16 protein-coding genes, 3 tRNA genes and 2 pseudogenes are annotated in these 14,454 nt (G+C 45.4%); 12 read left to right on the top strand and 9 right to left on the bottom strand.

Going from position 1 to position 14,454, the window contains the following annotated elements; genetic code table 11:
* Positions 1-7: 7 nt before the first annotated feature.
* Positions 8-796, bottom strand: a complete 789-nt coding sequence (gene fhuF, locus ACJHXA_RS18175) for a siderophore-iron reductase FhuF (protein WP_000331602.1) — start codon at positions 794-796, stop codon at positions 8-10.
* Positions 797-936: 140 nt separating this feature from the next.
* On the opposite strand from fhuF, the gene ACJHXA_RS18170 reads away from it, so the two are divergent.
* The gene (locus ACJHXA_RS18170; RefSeq protein WP_001350028.1) at positions 937-1,173 is read left to right on the top strand and encodes a DUF1435 domain-containing protein; all 237 of its coding nucleotides are present in this window, start codon (positions 937-939) and stop codon (positions 1,171-1,173) included.
* 38 nt (positions 1,174-1,211) lie between these two features.
* Here the strand turns inward: ACJHXA_RS18170 and ACJHXA_RS18165 are convergent.
* The 4 genes from ACJHXA_RS18165 to rsmC all read right to left on the bottom strand — a co-directional run bounded on the left by ACJHXA_RS18165 (position 1,212) and on the right by rsmC (position 2,833).
* A tRNA-Leu gene (locus tag ACJHXA_RS18165) sits at positions 1,212-1,298 on the bottom strand.
* Between the two features lie 34 nt (positions 1,299-1,332).
* Positions 1,333-1,419, bottom strand: a tRNA-Leu gene (locus ACJHXA_RS18160).
* A 28-nt stretch (positions 1,420-1,447) separates the two neighbouring features.
* A tRNA-Leu gene (locus ACJHXA_RS18155) sits at positions 1,448-1,534 on the bottom strand.
* A 267-nt stretch (positions 1,535-1,801) separates the two neighbouring features.
* Entirely contained in the window at positions 1,802-2,833 is a 1,032-nt protein-coding gene (rsmC, locus tag ACJHXA_RS18150; RefSeq protein ID WP_001272319.1) for a 16S rRNA (guanine(1207)-N(2))-methyltransferase RsmC, read from the bottom strand.
* Positions 2,834-2,935: 102 nt separating this feature from the next.
* Between rsmC and holD the strand changes: the two genes are divergently transcribed.
* The 6 genes and pseudogenes from holD (at position 2,936) to ACJHXA_RS18120 (ending at position 8,816) form a co-directional block, all read left to right on the top strand.
* Positions 2,936-3,349: a DNA polymerase III subunit psi gene (gene holD, locus ACJHXA_RS18145; protein WP_000204018.1), complete on the top strand. Its 414-nt coding sequence runs from the start codon at positions 2,936-2,938 to the stop codon at positions 3,347-3,349.
* Positions 3,318-3,764 carry a ribosomal protein S18-alanine N-acetyltransferase gene (gene rimI / locus ACJHXA_RS18140; protein ID WP_001092465.1) on the top strand — a complete coding sequence of 149 codons (447 nt, stop codon included), beginning with the start codon at positions 3,318-3,320 and terminating at the stop codon, positions 3,762-3,764. Before holD ends, rimI begins: the two co-directional genes overlap by 32 nt.
* A 14-nt stretch (positions 3,765-3,778) precedes the next feature.
* Positions 3,779-4,456, top strand: coding sequence for a pyrimidine 5'-nucleotidase (yjjG, locus tag ACJHXA_RS18135; RefSeq protein ID WP_000870700.1), 678 nt, complete (start codon positions 3,779-3,781; stop codon positions 4,454-4,456).
* 90 nt (positions 4,457-4,546) lie between these two features.
* Positions 4,547-4,615 (top strand): annotated as a pseudogene (locus tag ACJHXA_RS18130) (hypothetical protein); the annotation flags it as partial.
* Positions 4,616-4,841: 226 nt separating this feature from the next.
* Positions 4,842-6,065, top strand: coding sequence for a tyrosine-type recombinase/integrase (locus tag ACJHXA_RS18125; protein WP_047645001.1), 1,224 nt, complete (start codon positions 4,842-4,844; stop codon positions 6,063-6,065).
* A 108-nt stretch (positions 6,066-6,173) separates the two neighbouring features.
* Positions 6,174-8,816, top strand: a complete 2,643-nt coding sequence (locus tag ACJHXA_RS18120; RefSeq protein ID WP_275284810.1) for an HNH endonuclease — start codon at positions 6,174-6,176, stop codon at positions 8,814-8,816.
* Positions 8,817-9,140: 324 nt separating this feature from the next.
* Here ACJHXA_RS18120 and ACJHXA_RS18115 read toward each other — a convergent pair whose 3' ends face one another.
* The 3 genes and pseudogenes from ACJHXA_RS18115 to yfdR all read right to left on the bottom strand — a co-directional run bounded on the left by ACJHXA_RS18115 (position 9,141) and on the right by yfdR (position 10,889).
* The gene (locus ACJHXA_RS18115; protein WP_074195129.1) at positions 9,141-9,488 is read right to left on the bottom strand and encodes a DNA-binding protein; all 348 of its coding nucleotides are present in this window, start codon (positions 9,486-9,488) and stop codon (positions 9,141-9,143) included.
* A complete protein-coding gene (locus ACJHXA_RS18110) occupies positions 9,485-10,363 on the bottom strand; it encodes a phosphoadenosine phosphosulfate reductase family protein (protein WP_273947273.1) in 879 nt (292 codons plus the stop codon). The genes ACJHXA_RS18115 and ACJHXA_RS18110 overlap by 4 nt, the downstream gene beginning before the upstream one ends.
* Positions 10,354-10,889 (bottom strand): annotated as a pseudogene (gene yfdR / locus ACJHXA_RS18105) (5'-deoxynucleotidase). The gene ACJHXA_RS18110 and the pseudogene yfdR overlap by 10 nt, the downstream one beginning before the upstream one ends.
* A gap of 538 nt (positions 10,890-11,427) precedes the next feature.
* On the opposite strand from yfdR, the gene ACJHXA_RS18100 reads away from it, so the two are divergent.
* Positions 11,428-11,931 (top strand): hypothetical protein, encoded by a 504-nt coding sequence (locus tag ACJHXA_RS18100; protein WP_000357060.1) that lies wholly within the window; start codon positions 11,428-11,430, stop codon positions 11,929-11,931.
* Between the two features lie 367 nt (positions 11,932-12,298).
* Here ACJHXA_RS18100 and ACJHXA_RS18095 read toward each other — a convergent pair whose 3' ends face one another.
* Positions 12,299-12,925, bottom strand: coding sequence for a LexA family protein (locus ACJHXA_RS18095; protein WP_000450737.1), 627 nt, complete (start codon positions 12,923-12,925; stop codon positions 12,299-12,301).
* Positions 12,926-13,022: 97 nt separating this feature from the next.
* Here ACJHXA_RS18095 and ACJHXA_RS18090 point away from each other — a divergent pair, with 97 nt between their 5' ends.
* From ACJHXA_RS18090 to ACJHXA_RS18075, 4 genes are all read left to right on the top strand, one after another.
* The gene (locus ACJHXA_RS18090; RefSeq protein WP_000205494.1) at positions 13,023-13,223 is read left to right on the top strand and encodes a Cro/CI family transcriptional regulator; all 201 of its coding nucleotides are present in this window, start codon (positions 13,023-13,025) and stop codon (positions 13,221-13,223) included.
* 37 nt (positions 13,224-13,260) lie between these two features.
* Positions 13,261-13,818 carry a protein YmfL gene (gene ymfL / locus ACJHXA_RS18085; protein ID WP_060579163.1) on the top strand — a complete coding sequence of 186 codons (558 nt, stop codon included), beginning with the start codon at positions 13,261-13,263 and terminating at the stop codon, positions 13,816-13,818.
* Positions 13,819-13,993: 175 nt separating this feature from the next.
* A complete protein-coding gene (locus ACJHXA_RS18080; protein WP_001250269.1) occupies positions 13,994-14,173 on the top strand; it encodes a DUF4222 domain-containing protein in 180 nt (59 codons plus the stop codon).
* The coding region (locus ACJHXA_RS18075) for a helix-turn-helix domain-containing protein (RefSeq protein WP_073980643.1) at positions 14,163-14,454 on the top strand (292 nt) is incomplete at its 3' end. The genes ACJHXA_RS18080 and ACJHXA_RS18075, both read left to right, overlap by 11 nt.

Below are 14,454 nucleotides of genomic sequence, written 5' to 3'. Positions count from 1 at the left end.
AGTGCTTTCATTTCAGCGTACAATCGCCACATTGCTGCACATCCGGTAAGCGATAACGCTGGCAGCAGGTCCGGCGCACCAGCAGGCCGTCGCGTAGCACCACGGTACGCCAGAGTGGATTATCTTCACCGGTAGTAAGCGTTTTCTCAAAAAAGAGGGCATGGCGCAGCGATTCAACCGTCGCCTCGCCGAGCAGTTGCTTCATCTCAGTAAGATACCAGTTGATCAAATAACCGGTATTACTCCAGATAAGTTTGCCGTTGATCTCTCCGGTCGCTTCTAGTGCCTGCACAACCGGAACCAGCGCCTGGCTGATTAACCTTTCCATTCGCTGCTGCGGCGAATGTGGTGTTGCGTTTTTATCTTCACACACATCGACCCAGAAACAGGCGGCACGGCCGGTTTCGTGAAACTCAGCATGGAAATGTTCCGGCGACACATCTAATGCCTTTTCCTGCGTCAGTAGCGCCAGCATTAATGGTGGCACCATCAGGCCGATATACCATTGTGCCCATAGTGAGATCAGCGGTTTGTTCTCGCGGATCATCGTTGGTTGGTTGCGATAGATATGATCGGAATAGACCGCGAGTAGAGAACTTAGCGCATTCGGTGATGACCATTGCGCCAGCGTCATGGCGTTAAGCGGAGCGGGTTCATCCAGGCGGATAAACTCCAGCAAATGTTCACGATGTTCGGCGATCGTCGCACGTACGGCTTGTGCAAGCCCAGCATCCTGTGGCTGGAGATGCGTTCGCCAGATAACATCTTCATAGAGCGGTGCGGAACGATAGGCCATAATCGGGATAGTAATCTAAATGATAATGATTGCTAATCCTAGCGATAGGTTTACCCGATAGCAAGGGATTTCTCTGGCTTGCAAATGATAAAAATTATCATATGATATTGGTTATCATTATCAATGAAAGAGATGAAACCATGTTGCAACGTACGCTGGGCAGTGGCTGGGGAGTGTTGCTGCCAGGATTGCTGATTGCAGGGCTGATGTATGCGGATTTATCACCGGATCAGTGGCGGATTGTCATTCTGATGGGATTAGTATTGACGTCGGTGATGCTGTATCACAAACAGTTACGGCATTACGTTTTGCTACCATCGTGCCTGGCGCTTATTGCTGCCATCATGCTGATGATAATGAATTTGAATCAGGGATGAAAAATCAAGGAAGAAACAAGAAAGGAAGTAAAGATAATTGGTGCGAGGGGGGGGACTTGAACCCCCACGTCCGTAAGGACACTAACACCTGAAGCTAGCGCGTCTACCAATTCCGCCACCTTCGCACAGTCATCTTACTTTTTTTGATATCGCCTCGTTTGGTGCGAGGGGGGGGACTTGAACCCCCACGTCCGTAAGAACACTAACACCTGAAGCTAGCGCGTCTACCAATTCCGCCACCTTCGCCCAGTGCGAGCAATATCAACGTGGTTTTTGGTGCGAGGGGGGGGACTTGAACCCCCACGTCCGTAAGGACACTAACACCTGAAGCTAGCGCGTCTACCAATTCCGCCACCTTCGCATACCATCAATTCTTAAAAAGAATTGCTACCACGGAGGCGCATTCTAGTGGTTTTCAGCTTTTCGTCAATAGTTAATTATCGCCGGAGGTGTAATTGCTGGAAAAATGTCCATCAGGAAACTAGCGTGCAGGTTTGGTAGGCATGCGGGGGCAGATGCCAGATGCGACGCTGGCGCGTCTTATCTGGCCTACGAAGGGCTAACGTGCAGGTTTTGTAGGTCGGATAAGGCGTTCACGCCGCATCCGACACGGTATTCGGCGAGATAATTAACCTTTCTTCGCCTGGCGGGTCATAATGGCGCGATACACCTTGAAACGCCCGGTTTGCGCAATCACTTCATGGAAGCCAAATGTCTCATCCAGCACGTCCGGGTAAGGCAGGAAGGCGTTCGCTACAATTCGCAGCTCGCCGCCGCTATTAAGATGACGCACCGCGCCGCGAATCAGCGTTTGCGCCGCATCCAGGCTGGTTTGCATCCCATCGTGGAACGGCGGGTTGGAGATGATCATATCAAAACGACCTTTCACCTCGGAAAAGACGTTGCTGGCAAAGACTTCACCTTCAACACAGTTGGCCGCAAGTGTTGCGCGGCTGGCTTCTACCGCTGGCGCAGAGACATCGCACAAGGTGAGACGAATTTTCGGCGAATGGCGCGCAAAGGCAACTGAAAGCACCCCCGCGCCACAGCCGACATCCAGCACTTTACCTTTCGTGTGCGGAGTTAACGTCGAGAGCAGCAACTGGCTACCGACATCCAGACCGTCGCGGCTAAACACGCCAGGCAGCGTTTTGACCGTCAGGCCATCGACGCTGTATTCGCCCCAGAATTTATCGGCATCAAATACCGGCTGTTTTTCCAGACGACCAAAATAGAGGCCACAGCGACGAGCGCTGTCGACTTTATTCAACGGCGCATAATCTGCCAGCATCTGCTCGGCGCTGCGCACGCCGCTGCGGTTCTCGCCAACGACAAAAATATCCGTCCCCACCGGCAGCAGAGAAAGTAAATTCATCAACTGGAACTGGGCTTCCGGTTTGTTCTTCGGCCAGTAGTAAATCAGCGTATCGCAATCTGCGACGTCATCCGCCGTGGCGACCAGACTGAAACGGGCGTTATCCCCCATCTGGCGGCTTAATACCTGCCAGTGGTGGAATTGCTGGGTATGAGCACGGCTGGCCGCGGTATCTAAACGCGCGGGCAGGTCATCCTGTAAGTCTCCGGCAAACAGAATACGGCTTTGTTCGAAATCATCACTGTGACGCAGCAAGACTTCACTTGCCGGGGTAAATGCAGACATGGAATGCTCCTCAATTGATACTGGCGGCGATTATAGCCATATGTTGGCGCGGTATCGACGAATTTGCTATATTTGCGCCCCTGACAACAGGAGCGATTCGCTATGACATCCCGACGAGACTGGCAGTTACAGCAACTGGGCATTACCCAGTGGTCGCTGCGTCGCCCTGGCGCGTTGCAGGGGGAGATTGCCATTGCGATCCCGGCACACGTCCGTCTGGTGATGGTGGCAAACGATCTTCCCGCCCTGACCGATCCTTTAGTGAGCGATGTTCTGCGCGCATTAACCGTCAGCCCCGATCAAGTGCTGCAACTGACGCCAGAAAAAATCGCGATGCTGCCGCAAGGCAGTCGCTGCAACAGCTGGCGGTTGGGTACTGACGAACCGCTATCACTGGAAGGCGCTCAGGTGGCATCACCGGCGCTCACCGAATTACGGGCAAACCCAACGGCACGCGCCGCGTTATGGCAACAAATTTGCACATATGAACACGATTTCTTCCCTCGAAACGACTGATTTACCAGCGGCTTACCACATTGAACAACGCGCCCACGCCTTTCCGTGGAGTGAAAAAACCTTTGCCAGCAACCAGGGCGAGCGTTATCTCAACTTTCAGTTAACGCAAAACGGCAAAATGGCGGCGTTTGCGATTACGCAAGTGGTGCTGGATGAAGCTACATTGTTCAATATTGCGGTCGATCCTGACTATCAGCGTCAGGGATTGGGAAGGGTGCTGCTGGAACATCTGATCGACGAACTGGAAAAACGCGGCGTGGCGACACTATGGCTGGAAGTCCGTGCCTCAAATGCTGCCGCCATTGCCCTGTACGAAAGTTTAGGCTTTAACGAGGCGACGATTCGCCGCAATTACTACCCCACCACGGACGGTCGCGAAGACGCCATCATCATGGCGTTGCCAATCAGTATGTAAGACAAGGTGGAATAATGAAGTGGGACTGGATTTTCTTTGATGCCGATGAAACGCTGTTTACCTTTGACTCATTCACCGGCCTGCAGCGGATGTTTCTTGATTACAGCGTCACCTTTACCGCTGAAGATTTTCAGGACTATCAGGCCGTTAACAAGCCACTGTGGGTGGATTATCAAAACGGCGCGATCACTTCATTACAGCTTCAGCACGGGCGTTTTGAGAGCTGGGCCGAACGGCTGAAAGTTGAAGCAGGCTTGCTTAACGATGCCTTTATTAATGCGATGGCGGAAATCTGCACGCCGCTGCCGGGCGCGGTTTCTCTGCTTAACGCCATTCGTGGCAACGCCAAAATCGGCATCATCACCAACGGCTTTAGCGCCTTGCAGCAAGTGCGTCTGGAACGCACGGGCCTGCGTGATTACTTCGATTTGCTGGTGATTTCCGAAGAAGTTGGCGTTGCCAAACCGAATAAGAAAATTTTCGATTATGCGCTGGAACAGGCGGGCAATCCTGACCGTTCACGCGTGCTGATGGTTGGCGACACTGCCGAGTCCGATATTCTCGGTGGCATCAACGCCGGGCTTGCGACCTGCTGGCTGAATGCGCACCATCGCGAGCAACCAGAAGGCATCGCGCCCACCTGGACCGTTTCTTCGTTGCACGAACTGGAGCAGCTCCTGTGTAAACACTGATTGCCTCCCCCCCGTTGATGGGTAAAATAGCCGCAATTTTTCGTTTTCAACAAGCGCGGCGCGATGCCGCTTACTCAAGAAGAAAGAATTATGACGTTGTCTCCTTATTTGCAAGAGGTGGCGAAGCGCCGCACTTTTGCCATTATTTCTCACCCCAATAATTAAGTCCAAATTAAAGCTCTTTCACTCTTTCAAAATCCTTTCAGTTAATTGAGGTTGAGCTATATAACTCATTTAAATACATTTGGTTATGTGACTTCTTTAATTGAAAATTCTTTCATGTAACTTTAAATCGATCAGGTTGCTTTCATCAAAAATCTGTACATATGCTTGTACATAATGTACAAAGCAGCAGAGGTGTTTTGCGATTTGTACAAGGTGAGTAATGGCGCTGTCTGATGCGTGGTTGCGTTCAGTCGTTGGAAAGGAACGTGATAAGGTTTTGGTTAAATCCGATCGTGATGGTCTGTCTGTCAGAGTATCACCGAAAGGTCGCGTAGTGTTCCAATATCGTTATCAATGGGCAGGGAAAGGTGAGCGTCTTGATATCGGAACTTACCCGGCAACTGGATTAAAAGAGGCCAGAGAAGAAGTTATCCGTCTCCGTGGTGAACTCGAGTCAAACCGTAATCCACGATTGGTCAAGCAGGCTGAAAAACGAAAAGCTACTGAAGCCATGACGGTAGAGTCTGTGATCCGTGCCTGGTATGAAGCATATTGTGTAAAAAATAAAAAAGGTTCTGAACAGATACTCCGCTCGTTTGAGCTGCACCTGTTCTCTAAAATCGGGAATATCCCTCACGATGCAGCTACATTGCATGATTGGTTAGAAGTCCTGGAGCCTCTTAGCACTAAGACTCCAGCAATAGCAGACCGATTGCTAATTAACGCAAAGCAGGCCCATGTCTGGGCGTATAAGAGAAAGCTCATTGAAACTCGCCCGCTGTCAGATATCACGGGTAAAGATATGGATATCCGTAAAGGTCAGAAGAAACGGTTTCTGACACATGATGAAATTAAAATCCTTTATGCTGCGATCGATGGTTCTCGAATGGTTCCTAAATACCGGGCCTTCATTAAACTATTGCTTCATTTTGGTTGCCGTAGTTCAGAGCTAATTACTGCCAAGGTGGACGATTTTGATTTCATTAATAAGATATGGACTGTACCACCAGAACGACATAAGACAGGGGATATAACAGGCGAACCGCTAAAGCGGCCCATTATTGAACCGGTTGAAGAGCTTATAAAATACGTTATCTCTATGAACAACGGTTCCGATATGCTTTTTACTAAGGAAGGAAGCAGGGAACCAGTTGGTCGGACATCATTGCAGTCGCTGCCTTACAATTTAATGCAGTACGCATGGCGGCGTTTGGGGTATCAATTTCCTCATTGGTCTCTTCATGATTTGAGACGAACAGCACGAACAAACTTTTCTGATCTTACTGCGCCTCATATTGCAGAAATAATGCTAGGTCATAAACTGCCAGGGGTATGGCAAGTTTATGACAAGAGCGATTATCTAGAAGAACAGCGTAAAGCCTACCAGGCATGGTGGGAGAGAGTTGAATCGATTGTTACTTGTACTAACTCAGACTCTAACTGATAGGATAGTTTACGTAGCTAGAACGCAATAGGATATGACGATCTGCTTTGAGCAAGTAGTTGATATCACGTACAATGTGATCTTTATCGAATAATACACGAGGTGAAAATGAATAAGTTATTCATAAATCATATCAACGAAAATTATATTCAGATAAGTCATCGTTCATCTTTTAATTGCAATACTGAATTGTTTAACGCAACTGTATCAGTTGGTAAGTCGCTTGAGGATTTAATCTGCGCTTGTCGGTCTCTGAGTATAGAAGGTGCGGATGGTAACAATTTAAGCATTATGACTAGCAGCCTGAAGAAAAAACTAAGAGAGCTTGTTGTTACAAATTTTCCCTTAACAAAAGTCTACCAACAAACAGAATTTGGTCCTGGAGTAAAACAAGAAGAAATCAACTCATCTTCTATGATAATTCAAATATTTCAATTTTACCTAGGGGCGATATCTAATTGTGATATCATATTACATCTCAAATTTTTTGTTGAAAGCCTTTCTATTACGGAGTCATTTGTTGGCAAACCCCCAAAAACTCTTTTACATGAATATTTCCAAAGACATCAACACATAATCCCTACATACAAAACCACCTTGGCTGGTGGGACCGAGCATGCACCAATATATGAGTCTGAAATAGCACTTCCTAATGGACAGATATTTATCGGAAGTGGTGAGAGTAAAAAAAAAGCAGAGAATAATGTTGCCAGTTTAGTTTGCAATCATTTGAATTTGAAAAACAATAAAAAACAAATATTAAAATCTAATAGTATTATTTCAGCATGGGGTGGCGTACAGAAACCGAATGTTAAAGAGTGTTACATCAACAATGAATTGAACATGGCTTTTGGTTTTTCAAATAACTTTAATTCAATCCAGGCTTTTATACCCCCTAGAATAAAGGGTAAAAATAGATCTATAAGTTCGCACAGAGATCTCGCTACTTTAGGTTCGCATTATATTTCCTTACTAGCTTCAGTAAGCCTACTTGAGATAATAAAAAATGGACAGAATGTTATTGACAGAACTACGTTAGGGATCATGGTGTTATCTGAAAAAAACTTTATGAGATTCTATAACTCAGGTTTTATTTCAATAGATTCTCTCCCCTATAAAGGACATCCAGATTATACAACTATATCTTATTATGTAGATTGTATTCAGGCATTGTTTGGAATGTCTCTTCTAAATCTGATAACTAAAAATAGTAAAATTCAATATAATGAGTTAATTTGCTCTTCCTCTGCAACAAATTGGTTGTACAAAAGAATAAAAAACTATAATTTGGATGAAGAATCTAATAAAGATATTATACCGACACTGACTTTGCATAGAATGCAAAAATACGGATTTGTATTTAAACTTATAAAAAATCTAGATGTATATCAGCTTGAAATAGCTCATATTCGTAATGGGGATAATTTTGTTATCTATGCAGATCCTCTAATTCAAACAAGAAAAGATGCGATGACTAGGCTTGCGGGAAGTTGCCTTAAAGCATTGGATAGACTTGAAGGTGTGTTTCTCGAACCTCCTAGGTCTGAAGATTCTAAAAAAAATCAAAAAAAATTGATTTCATACTTACTTCGTAATATATCAGAAGACAGGCCAGTGGTCTTAAGTGAAGAGCAACTCTCCGTAATATCAAAGAAAAAAAATGAATACGTACAATATGACTTTGATATGCTTAAAGAAAAATTCTTGTCACAAGAAATGAATTACCTTGAAGCTTCAGTTATATTATTTTTACTCCACCAAAAATTAATGTTGGTGGACGACAGTATTGATAATATTTGCTATCTATCGCTACCTATTTGGAGTGATCAAAATTCTCTTGACTACGATAATTTTAATGATTCATCTGCAGATGCAGATGCAGATGCAGATGCAGATGCAGATGCAGATGCAGATGCAGATGTAGATAATCATGTAAATATAAATTTTATTCTGGATTCCATTGAAGATTCCCAAGAAAAACAGTATATAAACTATGATAGCGCCGCTAAAGCCAGCAGTTTGGGTGAGATTTTATCAAGATATGATAGGTTAAATGCAGATTGTTTATCTCAATTATGGGATAAAAGGAAAAGTAGTTTTAAATACATTGAAGAAGCTGCAATAGTGCTCTCTAAAATTCGTTATGAGCGAGGATTAGATTTTAAGTTAATGAGTTACAAAAATTTTCTATCTACCAGCATGATTAAAGAACTTCAACTTCCATCGTTTGATGAAGAAAACTCAAAACCCTTACAAATAAAGTCAGATTTACAGCTTGCAAAAGTAAAAAAACAATCTAAAAAAATATTTAGTGCGACTGAAAAATTTGATTTTTCAACAGCGGGGAGTTTTAAAATAAATAACTCTGATGAACGAAAGGTTATAAATAGAAACGTCACGATACGTATAGGTCAAAGCGACTTCAGAAATAAACTGATAAACGTTTGGGGGCAATGTGCCTTTACTGGGTGCAAAACAATAGCAGTACTTGATGCAGCTCATATTTATCCTTACAGAGGAGATAAGGATAATCATATAAAAAATGGCTTGTTATTGCGTACTGATATACATCGTCTCTTTGATAACTATCTAATATCTATTGACCCAGCGACTTTAAGGATTCACGTAAGTGATATGGTGCGCGATAGGTACTATCAGGAGCTGAATGGTGTCCTATTGAGGGACAAGGTTGGGTTGTCTATGCAAGCTCTAGAATACCATTGGTTTTATTTTACATCACAGGGTGATTAGTAATCTTGATAAGCTATCCAACCATTAAAATACCAAGAAGTAATTAACATCCACTTATGGCACAGAGTAGACAGTCAGATTAGGTTTAGCTCTGTGCCATAGATGTGTTAGTTCACATCTGAACTAATACGTATTACTCAATAACTCCCGCAAACCTGTATATCTTGTGTGATGCCCATTTATTGGGGCAGGATTTAATATCAGGATCTGGAAAGTCAGGCCTGTATTTCTGGCCAGTTCTCCTGTTTACGCTGTTCCAGCGAAGAACTGTTGATACTGAAACGCCACAGAAGTCGGCTACTTGTTTAGTTGTCATTAAGTTGTTCATTGTTGACTCTCCAGCGGTTGTACAGTTGTAAGACTCATGCCAGCGCGTTGTTGCCAGACGATCCAGCCGAGAGCCATATCCCACGCCATGTACTCGTTATCACCGTTTTTTGCTCTCCGACGATCGACTGTTTTACCGAAACGCTTTTCCATGAATAATTCATAGGCTGCGCGTTCATCTGGCTCTACTTCCAGAAATGCCAGTGCAATCCGTGCCAGTTCTAACTCATCTTCAAGCTCAGCGCGAATCTCAGCGAATGCACTCTGTGTAAAGGCGAACTCAATGCTCTGCACTTTATTCCGTGCGCGCTCACGCAGAGCATAGTAGTTAATTTTTGTTGTCATACCCCTACCTCTTCGAATTTCAATTCCAATTGATCACCAAAGATTTCACATGACTCTGAACACGACCCGGTATCAAATCTCTTGGCCTGCACCATCGCCTGATATAAATTTTTGTAGTCGCTGTCGGTATACATTCTGGCGATCCCATCAAGCGTCAGGTGACAACGGTATATTACGTCTTTACCTGTCCTGCGATGACCATCTCTGACGTGTTTACCCGTAAGCAGTTCATTAAAAACTCGCATCAGACCAGGTTCGTCTTTACATGCAAGCCCCAGCTTTTGCGTTGACTTTTTGATGCAGAAAACACAGTTCCCGAGGTGCTCCGGGATTTGCAAATCAAAAGGTTGTTTACGCCACCACCGGATAACATCCGACTTATCAAAATCTGACAGCTCGGCAAGATACCGGACACCCGATTTCTGTTTCAGTCTGCGGGGTTCATCTGCGCGAATACCCAGCCATGTGATGTAATTCCCTCGTCCGAAATGGTCATTGCAATATTTCGTGAAAGGAGCGAGTTTTAGCCTGTCAGTACAGAACGGGCCGCCGATGTATGGCGTGCCATATTTTTTAACCATGTCCATAAACGGTCTGAGCACCGGCATTCGCGTCTGAATATCCTTTGGTTCCCATACCGTATAACCATTTGGTTGCCCAAGTTCTGGATTGATATTGACCTGCAACACAGCTAGCGGTATGCCCCAGAACTTCACAACCTCTCGAATAAAGCGGTATGTCAGCGGATGTTCGCAACCGGTATCCATAAAGATGTAGCAGACGTTATTGCCAGCCTTTCTTTGTTCTTCCATTAGGTGAACAAGATATGCAGATGTTCTCCCGCCAGAAAAACTAACTACATGAGTTATGCACATTTGCGTAATTCCGATAACTCGTTGAAGCGTTCCATAAACATCCCATAGGCATGGCCTGGTGACAGTGGAATAACTTTGAACATCTCTGTTGCCGGGATGCCTTCCAGTACCGGCCAGAAAGAGCCATCATCAAGCCCGAGATCGCGGCGTTCAGTTGCCAGCATGATGAGATCGGCATATTTCACAGGCGTGCTCATAACCGGGGGCAACTCGTATTTCTCACGGATTACTGCGTCTATTTTTTCTTCCATCCGTTTATAGTCAGGAAGAAGGCGTTTCAGTGTGCGGGGATGTCCTGGCAATACGCTTCTGTTGCATCATGCATTAACGCTTCAAAAGCAAACTCCTCCGGTACCAGCTGGCTGCAAAGCACCGCATGTTGGGCAACGCTGTAGAAGTGTGAAAGATGACCAGCAAAGCGACAGATATTTGAAAGGGAAACCGCGATATCGTTAATAACGATGTCGTCTTTATTTATCTTGTCATAATAAAAATGCTTCCCGGAAAAAGTTTTAATAAATGACATTTCGTTCTCCACTTTATATGCGCTGCACCGCGCTGAATTTTGGGAAAAGGAAGCCCTCGCCATCCGGCGATTATTGAGTCAATTACGTTTCAATAGATGCCCCCGCAGGGGCGGTTAGTTTCTCCACAAAACAGAGAAGAACACCTGCGGTGGCAGCCGCCCGGATGGATTGGGTTATGAGCCCGTCGTCCGGTGATGCTCTTCTCTGTTTTGTAAAAAGAGCGGTGCCAGCCGGAAGCAAGTGTACAAACTGGTACCGCCAAAGCAGTGGCTGTTGTGGTGCCGGGTGCCTCCCGGTGCCTGGCGAAGGTTGCACACCAGGCGGGTGGGTATCCACAGAAGGTCGACTGTCAGCCTCAACCTTAACCCGCGTGCGCTGAGCCGCATTCACCACAACGCTAAGGATTCTCTCTGGTTGAAAATACTTAGCTGTTATGTGCCTGCTTTTAGCCACATCAGGCGAGGTGGACCTGGTTATTCCCCAACAACAAGGATTCGGTTAATCTTGATACCCCCAATAACATGGTGATTATTTAAGATGGACAAATTTGATAGAAGTGCACAAAGGCAGTTGTTACAAATACTGTATGATGCTCATCCTTATGAAATTTCTGATGATGCGTTGCAGTCTGTTCGTGACGCATTTGGAGATGATAATGTCCTAATTTCGAACTTAATTTATCTCGAAGAACATGGCTTGATTAAGAATGCTCTTGATTATTACTTGGATGGCATAAATATAAATATTCCTGAATTAAGAATTACTAAAGATGGAATTGATTTCATTCGTGATGATGGAGGTCTTAAAGCTATTCTTGGGATTATGACAATAAGATTGCATGATGAGACTCTCTGTGAACTTGAACGTATCATCAATAGTTCTACTTCTGCCACGACTGAAGATAAGAAGAAATTACTTTCTCAGCTTCGAACGCTTCCTGCCGACGCCATAAAACAGCTGACGATTCGATTACTTGGTCAGGGGCTTGACCATCTGCCGGACGTATTTCACGTAATTCAAAAAGCCCTCCATTCTCTGTAAATTCTGATTCTGGTCGGATTAGACAGAATCGTCCCCATCCGATCTGCTTACTAAGTAGAATCCAGAATTCGTCTTGTTGGTTGGTGCTGATAAAAAATCCATTAGGATGAACGTAAGCACAGAATATGACCATAGAACCCTCTTTTGTTACGGGGATACCAGGATTGTTAAAGAGCGAAGCGTCCTATAGGGCGCTTTTTTTGTTGCTAACGAATCATCCGGTCATTCATACGCCACCGGCGGCTACTTCGTGGGCGTCCTGCCTGTTCGTTATCTTTGATATAAAATCTAACTTAACTTAGTTATTATGGCAAGAGAAAACACCAAACTTTTCTTAGCTCGGTGCCTTAGTTAGAGAAGAGAGGTCTTAGAGTTCGTATTGAACTCCTTTGACTACACCAATGATAAGGCAATTACCATTGATAGGGATGTTGGGATACCGAGGATTTAATGGCACTAAAAACTTTTGAGGGCCATCGATGACTAATTTTTTTACTGTAGCTTCGTTTGTTCCATCAAGTCGAGCGATGACTATTTTTCCATGACGAGGTTCTGCATCTGGATCTACAATCACTGTTGCGCCTTCTGGTATTGTTGGGAGGCCATTAGGGTTAGTCATGGAGTCACCTTTAACCTCTAATGCAAATGAGTTATCACCAATCTTTAATGATGTATCTACCCACTTGTCCACTTCACTAAACACTTCTGCTGCCCTGCACTCAGTAAACTGCCCAGCCTGAACCCACGATATTACAGGAACTCTGCGCATGTTTGTGACGAGTTTGCCTTCAAACTCAGCACCATAAAGAATGTAATCTATTGACGTATTGAAGAACTTCGCTAATTTCGAAAGTGCCTCCCCACCAGGGGTATTGATGTCTTTCTCCCAGTACCCCACAGCAACGTCGCTTACTCCACAAAATTTACCCAATTCTTTCTGGGACGTTCTGGTAACTCTTCTCAGAGCTTTTATACGCTGACCAACCGTTTCCATAGGAGCACCATTTCTTGAATTGCTAAGTAATCTTAGTTTTTATTGACCAAAGATAGATTTGTAATTAGCATCTAATAAAACTTAGTTTGGAGGGCGTATGACAACTGACGATATCGAAAGCTACTTCGGCAGTATTGAGAAAGTTGCTGCTTTTTTCGGCATAACAACTGAAGCCGTTTATCAGTGGCGAAACCGTCCGGGCCAGTTAATTCCAAAAGGACGTGCAGCAGAAGCTGCATATAGAACTTGCGGACGGTTGCCATTTAAACCTGAGCTTTATGAAAAATCTAATGGATAAATCGATTAACAGAAACCACAGAACGATGAGGCTAACCGTGGGTAAGCATCACTGGAAAGTAGAAAAACAGCCTGAGTGGTACGTGAAAGCTGTCAGAAAAACTATCGCGGCATTGCCGGGGGGTTACGCTGAAGCTGCTGACTGGCTGGATGTAACAGAGAACGCATTATTTAACCGCCTTCGTGCCGATGGCGATCAGATTTTCCCGCTGGGATGGGCAATGGTTTTACAGCGTGCTGCTGGCACTCACCACATTGCGGATGCAGTCGCACAGTCTGCTGGTGGGGTGTTTGTATCGCTTCCTGAAATTGAGGAAGTAGAGAACGCCGATATCAACCAACGCCTGCTGGAGGTCATTGAACAGATCGGCAGTTATTCAAAACAGATTCGTTCAGCAATTGAAGACGGGGTGGTGGAACCACACGAGCAGGCAGCAATTAACGACGAACTGTACCTGTCAATTTCGAAGCTGCAGGAGCATGCAGCACTGGTCTACAAAATCTTTTGCATTTCAGAAAGTAATGACGCCCGCGAGTGTGCAGCTCCGGGCGTCGTGGCGTCGATTGCTTCTAATTGTGGAGAAACTAACGCATGAACAGTTTAACAACACCCTACCGTCGCTCGCAACTGATTGCGCTTCCTGTACCGGGTGGAAAAGCGAAGGTGGAGTATTGCTATGCAGTGAATGTACCAGGTGACAGGGAAATTGTAACCCACAGCTTTGCAGAGTGGGCTGTGGGTGATTTCAACCGGCAGAAGGAGACAGTCCTTTGCGACAAGTTAACCGCTGGTTCAAAGATCACTACGGAGTGCCCGTCAGAGTCATTCGTTGGGAACCGGAAACACAACGGGTTATCTACCTCCGCGAAGGTTATGAGCATGAATGCTTCAGTCCGCTCGAACAGTTTCGTCGTAAATTCAGGGAAATAGAGGTCGGTCATGAGCACTAAATTAACCGGCTATGTATGGGATGGTTGCGCTGCATCAGGCATGAAGTTATCCAGCGTGGCAATTATGGCCCGCCTGGCTGATTTCAGTAATGACGAAGGTGTGTGCTGGCCATCAATTGAAACCATTGCCCGTCAGATTGGCGCGGGGATGAGTACCGTCAGAACGGCTATCGCACGGCTGGAAGCAGAAGGCTGGTTAACGCGTAAGGCGCGTCGCCAGGGTAACCGCAATGCGTCGAATGTTTATCAGCTTAACGTTGCGAAGCTTCAGGCAGCGGCAT

Origin of the sequence: Escherichia sp. WS33 (assembly GCF_046486385.1) — a bacterium.
In the GTDB taxonomy this organism is placed as follows: domain Bacteria; phylum Pseudomonadota; class Gammaproteobacteria; order Enterobacterales; family Enterobacteriaceae; genus ECMA0423.
The sequence above is the reverse complement of the archived record's forward strand: the minus strand, read 5'-3'. Positions and strand labels throughout refer to the sequence as shown.

Coding starts and splice junctions, on each gene's coding strand:
- rsmC (WP_001272319.1), bottom strand. CDS start 2,833: ATGTCTGCATTTACCCCGGCAAGTGAAGTCTTGCTGCGTCACAGTGAT.
- fhuF (WP_000331602.1), bottom strand. CDS start 796: ATGGCCTATCGTTCCGCACCGCTCTATGAAGATGTTATCTGGCGAACG.
- ACJHXA_RS18120 (WP_275284810.1), top strand. CDS start 6,174: ATGAATAAGTTATTCATAAATCATATCAACGAAAATTATATTCAGATA.
- ACJHXA_RS18125 (WP_047645001.1), top strand. CDS start 4,842: ATGGCGCTGTCTGATGCGTGGTTGCGTTCAGTCGTTGGAAAGGAACGT.
- ACJHXA_RS18170 (WP_001350028.1), top strand. CDS start 937: ATGTTGCAACGTACGCTGGGCAGTGGCTGGGGAGTGTTGCTGCCAGGA.
- holD (WP_000204018.1), top strand. CDS start 2,936: ATGACATCCCGACGAGACTGGCAGTTACAGCAACTGGGCATTACCCAG.
- ACJHXA_RS18095 (WP_000450737.1), bottom strand. CDS start 12,925: ATGGAAACGGTTGGTCAGCGTATAAAAGCTCTGAGAAGAGTTACCAGA.
- ACJHXA_RS18110 (WP_273947273.1), bottom strand. CDS start 10,363: ATGTGCATAACTCATGTAGTTAGTTTTTCTGGCGGGAGAACATCTGCA.
- yjjG (WP_000870700.1), top strand. CDS start 3,779: ATGAAGTGGGACTGGATTTTCTTTGATGCCGATGAAACGCTGTTTACC.
- ACJHXA_RS18115 (WP_074195129.1), bottom strand. CDS start 9,488: ATGACAACAAAAATTAACTACTATGCTCTGCGTGAGCGCGCACGGAAT.
- ACJHXA_RS18100 (WP_000357060.1), top strand. CDS start 11,428: ATGGACAAATTTGATAGAAGTGCACAAAGGCAGTTGTTACAAATACTG.
- rimI (WP_001092465.1), top strand. CDS start 3,318: ATGAACACGATTTCTTCCCTCGAAACGACTGATTTACCAGCGGCTTAC.
- ACJHXA_RS18090 (WP_000205494.1), top strand. CDS start 13,023: ATGACAACTGACGATATCGAAAGCTACTTCGGCAGTATTGAGAAAGTT.